Origin of the sequence: Pseudomonas sp. G5(2012) (assembly GCF_000408945.1) — a bacterium.
In the GTDB taxonomy this organism is placed as follows: domain Bacteria; phylum Pseudomonadota; class Gammaproteobacteria; order Pseudomonadales; family Pseudomonadaceae; genus Aquipseudomonas; species Aquipseudomonas umsongensis.
Genome location: NZ_APIO01000069.1, coordinates 1 through 11,314, shown reverse-complemented (window position 1 = coordinate 11,314; position 11,314 = coordinate 1). Strand labels below are relative to the sequence as shown.

The following is an 11,314-nucleotide window of genomic DNA, read 5'->3' as shown; positions in this document are numbered from 1 at the left end:
GGCGGGGGCGTCGGGGCGTTGGCGGGTTCCGGGAACAGCCAGTGACTGACCCTGCCGACCAGGACCGCCAGGAGCAAGCCGCTGGTCAACGCCTTGATCACCGTTGCCGCCAGGCCGAAGTCGGCGACCCCGGCCGCCGGGATCATGGTCAGGCCGATCACCAGGAAGGTCACCACCAGGTTATTGCCACCCCGCTGGCCAAAGCGAAACACCATCAGCAGGCCGAGGCCGATCAACAGCACGCCGCTGAAGGCGTAGTAACGCAGGAGCGGGATCAACAGCAGGCCGATGCCGGTGGTCAGCATCGCGGTCAGCGCCAGCACCAGGGTGGCCTTGAACGGCAACGGGCGATTGAGGCTGACCAGCAACAATGCCCCCAGCACCGGCGCCAGGAAGGGGATCGGCATGCCCAGGCCAAAACTCGCGGCCAGGCACAGCGCTGTGCCACAGGCCAGGCGCAGCGCGCGCTGCACCCTGGGCGAGCGCTCAGTAGGCATACGACAGCCAGCTCATCAGCCACAGGAACAAGCGGCCCAGCGGGTTGAGCACGTTGCCTTCGGCAGGGAAGGCCATGACTTCGGCCTGGCCGCCGGAACGGATGGCGCGGTTGTCCTTGAGCAGGGTCAGTGACTCGGGGGAAAACTCGATGACCACCGGAAAACGCTGGGCCGGGCGTAGCCAGTCACGGCTGTTCTGCACCGTGGGAAGGCTGCCGGGCGCGGTCGGCTGACCCACACTGACGCCGTAGCCGATACTGCGCACGCGACCCTGGAACACTTCGCCGGGCAGTGCGTCGAGGGCGATCGACACCGGGGTTTCGGGCCGGACCAGCGCCAGGTTGTTCTCGGTCATGTCCGCGCTGATCCACACATCGTGGATCGCGATCAGGGTCATCACCGGGTTGCCGGCTGCGGCGAATTGGCCGACATCGGTGCGCAGGTCGGTGATCAAGCCAGCCGAACGGGCGCGAATCTGTGTGTTGGAAAGGTCCAGCTCGGCTTTCGACAGGGCGGTCGCGGCACTGCGCAACAGGGCGTTGTCTTCCTCGCTGCCGCCTTCCTGCTCACGGGCGCGCTGCACTTCGGCGCGGGCCGCGGCGACCTGGCTGACAGCTGCCTCGCGGTTGGCGCGGGACACCTCCAGCAGGCGCACGGAAATGGTTCCGGGGTCTTCGCGGTACAAGCCCTCAAGACGCTGATTGTCCTGCCGCGCCTTGAGTTCGTTGGCCTGCGCCGCGCGCAGACTGGCTTGCGCCGATGCGATACCGGCGGTGCTGGCGCCGATCTGCCGGCGGGTGGATTCAAGGTCGGCGCGCGCACGATCGACGGCGATCTGGTAGGGCTGCGGGTCAATCTCGAAAATCACCTCGCCGGCTTTCACATCCTGGTTATTTCGCACGTTGACACGTGTCACCCGGCCGGCGACTTCCGCCGCCACCGGAATCACAAACGCACCCACCCGTGCCTGCTGGGTATAGGGGGTGAAGCGGTCAGCCAGCAGGTACCAGGCCAGGCTCAGGACGATCAGCAGCAAGACCCACTTGATGCCTTTTTTCGTCGGGTCGGCGGCGGCCGGCGCGGGCTGGGGGGAAGGCGCGGCTTCAGTCATGGTTCTTTCACCTGATTGGGCAAAGGGAAGGCGGGCTGCTGCGCCGGGGGCTCGGCGAGCAAGTCGCCCCAGTCGGTGCGTTGTTCCATCTGCTGGCGCGTGGCGCGATCGACCTTGGGCTGGGCGCTGTACCAACCGCCGCCCAGGGCCTTGTACAGGGCAATCACATTGCTCACCGCATCGCCTCGGCTGAGCAGGTAGCTGTCCTGCAGTTCGAGCAGCGCCCTTTGGGCATCCAGCACCCGTTGGAAATCCGAGTAACCTTCGCGGTAGAGCGTGTTGGCCAAGGCCAGCGAGCGTTGCGCGGCTTTTTCCGCATCGCGCAGGATGCGCTCACGTTGCAGGGCGCGGGTCAGGCCGTTGGCGGCGTCATCCGCCTCGCGTGCGGCCTGGCGCACCTTGTCGCGATAGGCTTCGATCAACTGCTGCAAGCGCGCATCCTGCACGCGCACGTTGTTGCTGATGCGGCCATAGTCGAACACGTTCCAGCGCAGGCTCGGGCCGCCGATCAGGTCGAGACTGCGCGAGGTTCCGCTCAAGGTGTCGGTCGACCAGACGATGCTGCCGAGCAACGTCAGGGCCGGGTAGAAATCGGTTTCGGCGACGCCGATCAGCGCCGACTGTGCCGCAACGTTCAGCTCGGCCGCACGCACATCGGGCCGGCGCAGCAGCAGATTGGCCGGGACATCCTGCAAAACGGCGCGATCGACCAGCGGGATCAATTGGCTGTTGTCGACTACCAGCGGCAGCGCACCGGGTGGTTGGCCGATCAACACGGCCAAGGCATTGCGGGTGCGAGACAGCTGATCTTCCAGTACGGGGATGGTGCTCAACGTGCCCAGGTATTGGGTCTTGGCTTGTTGCAGGTCAAGTTCGGCGGTCTGGCCGCTGTTGAACAGTCTTTCGGTGATCTCGTAATTACGCTGCTGTTGGCGGGCGTTTTCGTTGGCGACGCGCAAGCGTGCCTCGGTGGTGCGCAGGAAGAAATAAGAGTCGGCGACCTGCGCCCGCACCAGGACCAGCACGTCGTCATAGTTGGCCTCAGCCGCGAAGTAGCTGGCATCGGCGGCTTCGATGGCACGGCTGAAGCGTCCCCAGAAATCCAGTTCCCAGCCCACATCGAATCCGGCGCTGTGTTGCCAGAAATGGCTGTCTACCGGGTTGGTTCCGCCGGACTGATGGCGGTTGATGTAGACGCTGTCAGCGCTGATCTGCTGCAGTTGCGGGTATCGCCCGCTTTGCGCGATGCCTAATTGCGCGCGGGCCTCCATCACGCGCAAACCAGCGATCTTCAGGCTGGTATTGCGCGCATCCGACTCGGCGATCAACCGGTCGAGCACCGGGTCGGCGAAAATTTGCCACCACTGGCGGGTGTCCGGGTACACCCCGCGTTGGCTGGCATGCTCAAGGGCCGGGGTGTTCCAGTGATCGACCCAGTCTTCGCCGGGCGGCTGGAAGTCCGGCCCCAGTCGTACGCAACCGCCGAGGACCACTACGCCTAACAGCAGTAGCTGGCGGCGTCGCATCCACGTGGATGTAGCTGATTGCATTGGGCGTTTTCCAACCAAAGGACATCACAGCAGCATAGTCGTCAGCTTGCCTTCTGCATGACGTTACCAAGCAATAGGTAAAAACGTCGCGACTGTCGTAAAAACGACCTGTTTGCGCTGAACGCGAACCGCCATCAGTTTTCTGTTGAACGAGTGTTCAGCTTGAACTATGTTCGTTTCACCTTCTTTCCCGGCTGGTTGCGGGCTTGCGTTTCTTCATCTTGAACGAGGCACTGGCATGCGGTTTTCACCCTTTGTTGAGCGGATCCCGGAACAAGGCGTAGCCGCTATTGATGACCCCCACGGCAGCGAACTTACCGATCGGCCGGTTTTACGTGAAGCGCTCGCCGGGCACTACGGCAAGCTGTTTGGGCGTGAACTCAACGCCACAAACGTGATCACGCTGACAGGGGCGCAGGACGCCTTGCTCATCACGTCGAAATGCCTGCTCGCCGCCGGGGACGAGGTGATTGTCGTCGATCCGATGCACCCGACCGGCGACGCGCCGCTCAAGGCCTGCGGCGCCACGCTGGTGCGGGTGGCGTCCATTGATGCAGCGCTGCTGGCCAAGGCGATTACCCCGCGTACCCGGGCAATTTTCCTGGCCAGTGCGATGCTCAAGCACGAACCAATGCAAGCCATCGCCAGACTCGCCATTGCCCATGACCTGTGGGTGGTCATCGATGAAGTCCATGAGGACCTGACACTGCAGCACCAGAACCTGAGCCTCACGGTAGCGCCGGGCATGGCCGAGCGTTGTGTGGTGATGGGTAGCCTGGCGAAATCCCACCCAATGGCCGATTGGCACATGGGTTGGATCATCGCTGATCCCGCCCTGGTGGCGCGTGCCGAATCCCTGGTGTTGGCCAGGACCTGCGAGCGTATCCATGATTTTGTCCTGGCGTTGAAAACCCAGGGACCACGGCCTGTGGTCAGCGGCGTGACGAGCAGGCCGGTCAGCGAACCGGTCACCGCGCGAACCATGATCGAAGTCGAAGGCCTGCACAAACGCTTCGGCAACATCGAGGTGCTCAAGGGCGTGTCCCTGACGGCGCGCGAGGGCGAGGTGATCTCGCTGATCGGCGCCAGTGGCTCCGGCAAAAGCACCTTGCTGCGCTGCATCAACATGCTCGAAGTCCCGGACCAGGGACGCATCCTGGTAGATGGCGAAAGCATTCACTTGAACCACACCCGCCCCGGCGCACCGTTGGTGTCTGATGCCAAGCAACTGGTGCGCATCCGTTCGAGCCTGGGCATGGTGTTCCAGAACTTCAACCTCTGGCCCCATCGCACGGTCCTGGAAAACCTCATCGAAGCGCCGACCCAGGTCCTGCGCGAAAGCCGGGCCGAGGCGACCGAGCGCGCCGAAGCCTTGCTTGAACGGGTGGGGCTGGCGGCCAAGCGCAACGAGTACCCGGCTTTTCTCTCCGGAGGGCAGCAACAACGGGTGGCCATCGCCCGGGCCCTGGCCATGCGGCCCAAGGTCATGCTGTTCGACGAACCCACCTCGGCACTCGACCCGGAACTGGTCGGGGAAGTGCTTCGGGTGATCCGCTCTCTCGCCGAGGAAGGCCGGACCATGATCCTGGTGACCCATGAAATGGCCTTCGCCCGCGATGTCTCCTCCAAAGTCGCCTTTTTGCATCAAGGGCTGATCGAGGAAACCGGTACGCCGGACGACGTGTTCGTACACCCACGCAGCGAGCGTTGCCGGCAATTCGTCAACGCTCATCAAACTCGCTAAAAACAACAAAAGACGGGGCAAAAACCATGGGAAATCGACGTTTGGCAAACTGGTTGACCGGCGCGGCCGCTGTAATGCTGGCTGGCATGAGCGCGGCGCAGGCACAACCGATCAGGTTCGCGGTCGCCGCCGAACCCTATCCGCCGTACACCGAGAAACAGGCCAACGGCGAATGGAAAGGTTTTGAAGTGGACCTGATCCACAAGCTGTGCAGCGAAATGAAAGCCGAGTGCGAGATCAAGGAAGTGGCATGGGACGGGATTATTCCGTCGTTGCTGGCAAAGAAAATCGACGTGATCTTTTCCTCGATGTCGGTGACCGAAGAACGCGAAAAACAGATCGCTTTCAGCAAGGCCTACTACGACTCCGTGGTGGCGGTTGTCGGACCGAAGGACGCTGTCGTCAAGAAATACCCGGACGACCTCAAGGGCAAGACCATCGGCGTGCAGAACTCCACGGTCAGCGCCAGCTACCTGAAGACCTACTACGAAAAAATCGCCGACGTGAAGTATTACGACACTCAGGATTCGGTCAACGCCGACCTGATCGCCGGTCGCCTCGACCTGATGATGGCCGACGGCACCGCCATGGCGGCCTTCGTCAAGACACCGGATGCCAGCAAGAGCAACCTGGATTACCTCGGCGCCGTGCCGTACGACCCGATCTTCGGCAAGGGCGTGGGCGCAGGCCTGCGCAAGGACGACACCGAGCTCAAGGCCAAACTCGACAAAGCCATCCAGGAACTGCTGGCGAGCAAGGATTATGACGACCTGTCCCAAAGCTACTTCGGCACGAGCGTGAAGCCGGCGTTCTGATAGCCAGATCTGTACACGGATCCCATGTGGGAGCGGGCTTGCTCGCGAAGGCGGTGTGGCGGTCGACATCATCGCTAAATGGCATACCGCTTTCGCGAGCAAGCCCGCTCCCACAGGGGCAAGTGGCGCCTTCAAGGTCACTGACTGGAGAACAACATGCCAGCTATGTTCGATTTGATCGGTTTCAGCGAGCAAGGATGGGGGGCGGCGCTGCTCAGGGGCTTATGGATGACCCTGCAGATTTCCGCCGGGGCCTTCGTACTCGGGCTGGCCATCGGCCTGGTCGTGGCCTGCCTCAAGTTGGGCGGGCCAAGGCCGATTGCGGCGCTGGCGCGCGGTTACACCACCTTGTTTCGCGCGGTGCCGGAGTTGCTGCTGATCCTGTTGCTGTACTACGTCGGATCCATGCTGCTCAACGCACTGATGGCAACGCTGGGTTACGACGCGGTGAACGTCAGCGGCCCGCTGGCGGCGATCGTGGTGCTGGGTCTGGTGCAGGGCGCCTACGCCTCGGAGATTTTCCGGGCGGCGATCCAGGCCATTCCTTTCGGCCAGATCGAAGCGGCAAAGGCCTTCGGGCTGCACGGCTTCGCTTTGTTCCGGCGCGTCACGCTGCCGATCATGGCGCCCTATGCGATGGCGGGGATGGCCAACCTGTGGATCAACCTGATCAAGGACAGCGCCCTGATCAGCGTGGTCGGCACCAACGAACTGTTGTACACCGCCCGGCAAGGGGCGGGTTCGACGCGTCATTACCTGTTGTTCTACCTCACGGCCGCGGCGCTGTACTACGCGGTGACGCTGGCTTCCAACTACCTGTCGGGACGGCTCGAGCGACGCATTCGTCGCTGGATGCCTCTTGTCGACTGAACCGGCAGAGAGAATGAAATGATTCTAACGTGGATAGTTGAATACGCATCGCTGTTGGCCCGCGGGCTGCAAACGACCCTTTTGATCCTGTTGATTGCCAGCGTGTTCGGTTTTTTCCTGGCGGTGCTGGTAGCGCTGGCCAGGATCTCCAGGAACAAAGTCATCGCCAAGCTCAGCCTGTTTTATACCAGCGTGACCCGCGGCACCCCCTTGCTGATCCAGATCTACATTTTCTACTACGGCCTGGGCAGTCTGTTTGCGCAGTTTCCATTGATTCGCGGCAGTTTCCTCTGGCCATACTTGCGTGATGGTTACTGGTACATCGTGTTCGCCCTGGTGGTGTCGGTGGGGGCCTATGTCGGCGAAGTGATCCGCGGTGGCTTGCTGGCGGTGCCCAAAGGCGAAATGGAAGCAGCTTCGGCGTTCGGCATGACCCCGCGCCAGGCCCTGTTGCGGGTGCGCTTGCCCCGGGCGCTGCGCTTGCTGTTGCCGACGTTGGCTGGGGAAACCGTGATGCTGCTCAAATCCACGGCCCTGGCCTCGACCATCGCCGTGATCGATCTGTTGGGCGCGGCCAACGTGGTGCGCGCGCAAACCCTGCAGGTGTATGAGCCGTTGCTGCTGGTGGCCGGTGTCTACGTGTGCCTGACGTTCATGATCGAGGCGCTTTTCGCCTTCGCCGAGCGTCGTGGCACCCCGATTCGCAGGTCCGCATGATGAAGAGTACGCCGTTGGTTGACCGCTCCTTGCAAGGCATCGGCCTGTGCACATTGGGCTACGCGTTCCTGTCCTTGCAGGATGCCGGTATCAAGTGGCTGGTGGCTGATTATTCGGTGTTCACCATCCTGTTCTGGCGCGCCCTGGTGGTGGTGCTCGCCTGTTTGCTGCTCGGCCGTTTGCAACTGGTTCGGCGTGCCTGGCGTTCGTCCAGCCGGCGGCTGCTGGTGGTGCGCGGCTTGCTGTCGATCGCTGCCTGGCTGCTGTATTACACGGCGGCCCGCGACCTGACGCTGGCGGAGATGACCACCCTGTATTTCTCGGCACCGATCATGGTCACGGTGCTAGCGACGGCGATTCTCAAGGAGCGCGTCAACGGTTGGCAGTGGTTCACCCTGATCATCGGGTTCATCGGCGTGGTGATTGCTTGTCGCCCCAGTGACATGGGCGATCCGCTGCCGATTGTCCTGACCCTGTTGGCGGCGATGTGCTGGGCGTTCACCTACATCCAGTTGCGCCAGGTGGATGAGCAGACCTCGGTGCTCGAGCAGATGTTGATTACCAACGTGGTGTTCGTCATCTGCATGGCACTGGCGTTGCCTTGGACCCACACCCCGGCACCGGTTCCCGCCTGGCTGGGCATGCTCGGTGCGGGACTGATGGGCGGCATCGGCCAGTTCCTGCTGTTCGCCAGTTTCCAGCGTGCCACCGCGACCGTGCTGGCGCCGTTCGAGTACACCGGGCTGATCTGGGCGTTCCTGCTGTCGAGCCTGATCTGGGGCACGCTGATGGATGTGTCGCTGATAATCGGCGCCGGGTTGATTGCGGTCAGCGGCACCCTGGCGATGATTTTCGGCCGGCACCCGTCGCAGGAGGTCGTCGGTGCCGAATGCTCGGTGTCGCAGCCTCTCTATCCCGAAGCGGCCGAGGGCAAGCCCGATGGCGGCCGAGCGAGTGTCGTGGATCAATGACAGGAGGACTGGCTTATGGCGCAGGATGTTTCGTTCGAGGTTCGCAACAACAATGGTGAGCCGGTACAGGTCGGTGCCTGGCGTTTCGAGGGCGGCCGCGGTGGGCCCAAGGTGCACTTGCAGGCCGGGGTACATGCCGATGAAATCGCCGGCATGCTGGTGCTGCACCTGTTGATGCAACGCCTTGAGGTGGCCGAGTCCCAAGGCCGCCTCAACGGCAGCGTGACCGTGGTACCACAGGCCAACCCGCTGGGTATCGGTCAGTTTCGCCAGGGGCGGATCCTGGGACGTTTTCACGATGCCAGCGGACAGAACTTCAACCGTGGCTTCGATCGGTCGGCCGCGATGCCGCGGCCTTCGACCAATGTCCAGGAGTGGCAACAGAAACTGGTGCAACTGGCGGCACCGGCGGATGTGATGCTGGACCTGCACACCGACGACGAAGCGCTGCCCTACCTGTATGTGCACCGCAGTTTCTGGCCCCGTGGCCGTGAACTGGCGGCGGCGCTGCGGATGGACCTGGCGATCATCTGGGATGACGGCGGCGACGGTTCGTTCGAGGAAACGATTATTGCGCCATGGCTGCGCGACGGCACGACTGGGCAGCGCCTGGCCGCGACCCTGGAGCTGCGAGGGCAGGGTGACGTCAGCGACCGTTTTGCCGAGCAGGATGCACAGGGGCTTTACGCCTGGCTTTGTGGCCAAGGCATCATCGACGATGCGCTGGCGCCCGCCGACTGGGCCGTCGAGGCCGTGGAGATGGGCCACATGGAGACCATTGTCGCGCCGCAGCCCGGGGTGCTGATCTTCGAGAAGGAACTGGGCGATCAGGTCGAGCAGGGGCAGCGCTTTGCACGAATCCTGCGTCGCCCGGGCGACCCGTCCTCCGAAGTTGTACTGTATGCCGAGCAGACCGGGCGCCTGGTCACACGCTATCGCGATCGTTTGATCGCCCGGGGCATGGGGGTGGCGAAGTTCACTGGCAGTCGCCTTTCGCGGCACTGGAGCGGTGGGTTGCTGGATCCCAACTGAGGCGCAACGGCGGCAGTGGCCGATCACCGGTGTGCATGTTGAACGCCGGTTGACGATATCTGACAACCGTTCGTCGCTGGACTACGCTGCGATACGTACCCTGTCCAGAACCCAGTGACGTAAGGAACGGATGCATGCGCAGCTGGTTGCTCGCCCCATTGATCGTCATTGTCGCGATGTGCTGGTCGGTATTGCTGCGAGCCGAGGACGCGCCCCCGCCGCTGGAGGCGCAACCGGCGCCTGCGGAACTGAAAATCGCCAATCGCAGCATCATTGTGTTTCGTGGTGCATTACTCGGTGAAGCGCCGCAGATCCGGGTCAAACGGGCCAAGACAGCGATCAACGAAGCACTGGATGATGCGGACGACCTGAGTGTCACCCTTGATGGCATCCAGGGTAGTTACCTGGTGCTGCTGGGCGCCAAGCGCGCGTTTATCGTTTCCCCCAAGGATGTCGATACCACCGAGTTCGAATCAGTCAGGCAGGCGGCTGAAAGTGCTGCTGGCAAACTGCGCCAAGTGGTGGCCGAAACCCAGGAAGCCCGTAGCCTGCACTTGATTCTCAGATCGTTGGCGGGTGCAGCGCTGGCTACCGGTATCTATGTTGTGTTGCTCTGGGGCATGGCGTACCTGCGCCGTCGCTTGCTGAAAAAACTGCCGGACCTGATGCACCGGCACACCCAGGCGTTGAAAGTCGGACGGGTGCAGGTGATCGATGCCAACTACCTGTATCCGCTGGTCAGCCGCCTGCTGGGGATAGTGCGCTGGCTGGTCGTCTTGCTGCTGACCTACGAATGGCTGGGTTTTGTCCTGTCCCGCTTTCCCTACACCCGGCCTTGGGGCGAAAGCCTCAACAACTACCTGTTGGAAGTCGCCGGTTATCTATTCCAGGGCATCGTCGGCGCGATACCCGGACTGGGCGTGGCCTTGGCGATCTTTTTCATTGCCCGCGGCACCACGGTCTTCGCCCGTCGGATCCTGCGGCGCATGGCCACCCCCGGCACCTTCAGCTGGTTGAACCAGGAAACCTTGCAACCGACCCAGCGCCTGACGTCGCTGGCCATCTGGCTGTTCGCCCTGGCCATGGCCTATCCCTACCTGCCGGGCGCTGGCACTGAAGCCTTCAAGGGTTTATCGGTGCTGATCGGCCTGATGATTTCTCTGGGCGCCACCAGCGTGGTCGGGCAGGCCGCGTCCGGGTTGATCCTGACCTACACGCGCACCTTACGCCCCGGCGAGTTCGTGCGCATTGGCGAATACGAAGGCACGGTGACGGAGCTGGGCATGTTTACCACGCGCATTCGCACCGGCCTTGGGGAAGTACTGACCCTGCCCAATTCAATGATTACCGCCACCGTCACCAAGAACTATTCGCGCACCGTGCAGGGCCCGGGTTATGTGGTCGACACCGTGGTGACCATCGGCTACGACACGCCGTGGCGTCAGGTCGAAGCCATGCTGCTGGAAGCCGCCAGGCGCACCCCGGGCGTGCTCGATGAACCGCCAGCGCAGGTATTCCAGACAGCCCTGTCGGATTTTTATCCCGAGTATCGCCTCGTGGCCCAGGCCATCCCCAGCCAGCCACGCCCCCGCGCGGTGTTGTTGAGCATGCTGCACGCCAATATCCAGGATGTGTTCAACGAGTACGAAGTGCAGATCATGTCGCCGCACTATCTGGGCGATCCCGAGCATGAGAAGCGGGTGCCCAGGGATAGATGGTATGCGGCACCGGCGCAGAAAACCGGGCAACCCTGAGTGAAACTGACTGAACGCCACCGTGCTTTTGCCGGCTTCAACCTTGTGGCCGTGGGCCTGATTTCAGGTGAGCACGATCCACTGTAGGAGCTGGCTTGTCGGGCCGCCGCATCGCAGCGATGGCGGCCTAATAGCCAACCTGGATTTTGTTGACCGCGTACATATCCATTCCTGCGGTAACGGCCACCTATGGTTTCGCTTTTACAGCGAGTCACTTGGAACAGCCCCAAGTAACCAAGGGCTCTTGCCCCTG

General features: G+C 62.6%; 10 protein-coding genes and 1 pseudogene. 8 read left to right on the top strand and 3 right to left on the bottom strand.

The genetic code is table 11. The features are described 5' to 3' along the window. The 3 genes from PG5_RS21305 to PG5_RS21295 form a co-directional block, all read right to left on the bottom strand. A partial coding sequence (locus tag PG5_RS21305) for a DUF2955 domain-containing protein (protein ID WP_042955617.1) occupies positions 1–497 on the bottom strand: 497 nt, incomplete at its 3' end. Beyond that, complete coding sequence (locus PG5_RS21300; RefSeq protein WP_020799183.1) at positions 487–1,608, bottom strand: HlyD family secretion protein; 1,122 nt, start codon at positions 1,606–1,608, stop codon at positions 487–489. The genes PG5_RS21305 and PG5_RS21300, both read right to left, overlap by 11 nt. Next, positions 1,605–3,158, bottom strand: coding sequence for an efflux transporter outer membrane subunit (locus PG5_RS21295; protein ID WP_052024718.1), 1,554 nt, complete (start codon positions 3,156–3,158; stop codon positions 1,605–1,607). Before PG5_RS21295 ends, PG5_RS21300 begins: the two co-directional genes overlap by 4 nt. A gap of 169 nt (positions 3,159–3,327) precedes the next feature. Here PG5_RS21295 and PG5_RS35395 point away from each other — a divergent pair. From PG5_RS35395 to PG5_RS21260, 8 genes and pseudogenes are all read left to right on the top strand, one after another. Continuing rightward, positions 3,328–4,080 (top strand): annotated as a pseudogene (locus tag PG5_RS35395) (aminotransferase class I/II-fold pyridoxal phosphate-dependent enzyme); the annotation flags it as partial. A gap of 60 nt (positions 4,081–4,140) precedes the next feature. Further along, the gene (locus tag PG5_RS35390; protein ID WP_256874111.1) at positions 4,141–4,902 is read left to right on the top strand and encodes an ATP-binding cassette domain-containing protein; all 762 of its coding nucleotides are present in this window, start codon (positions 4,141–4,143) and stop codon (positions 4,900–4,902) included. Positions 4,903–4,928: 26 nt separating this feature from the next. Then, positions 4,929–5,717 (top strand): transporter substrate-binding domain-containing protein, encoded by a 789-nt coding sequence (locus PG5_RS21285; protein WP_033042786.1) that lies wholly within the window; start codon positions 4,929–4,931, stop codon positions 5,715–5,717. 156 nt (positions 5,718–5,873) lie between these two features. Continuing rightward, entirely contained in the window at positions 5,874–6,587 is a 714-nt protein-coding gene (locus PG5_RS21280; RefSeq protein WP_020799179.1) for an ABC transporter permease, read from the top strand. 18 nt (positions 6,588–6,605) lie between these two features. Then, on the top strand, positions 6,606–7,304 hold the full coding sequence (locus tag PG5_RS21275) for an ABC transporter permease subunit (RefSeq protein ID WP_042955614.1): 699 nt from the start codon (positions 6,606–6,608) through the stop codon (positions 7,302–7,304). Then, on the top strand, positions 7,301–8,275 hold the full coding sequence (locus PG5_RS21270; RefSeq protein ID WP_020799177.1) for a DMT family transporter: 975 nt from the start codon (positions 7,301–7,303) through the stop codon (positions 8,273–8,275). The genes PG5_RS21275 and PG5_RS21270 overlap by 4 nt, the downstream gene beginning before the upstream one ends. Positions 8,276–8,290: 15 nt before the next feature. Further along, on the top strand, positions 8,291–9,307 hold the full coding sequence (locus tag PG5_RS21265) for a succinylglutamate desuccinylase/aspartoacylase family protein (RefSeq protein ID WP_020799176.1): 1,017 nt from the start codon (positions 8,291–8,293) through the stop codon (positions 9,305–9,307). A 134-nt stretch (positions 9,308–9,441) separates the two neighbouring features. Beyond that, positions 9,442–11,061, top strand: coding sequence for a mechanosensitive ion channel family protein (locus tag PG5_RS21260; RefSeq protein WP_020799175.1), 1,620 nt, complete (start codon positions 9,442–9,444; stop codon positions 11,059–11,061). Positions 11,062–11,314: the final 253 nt, after the last annotated feature.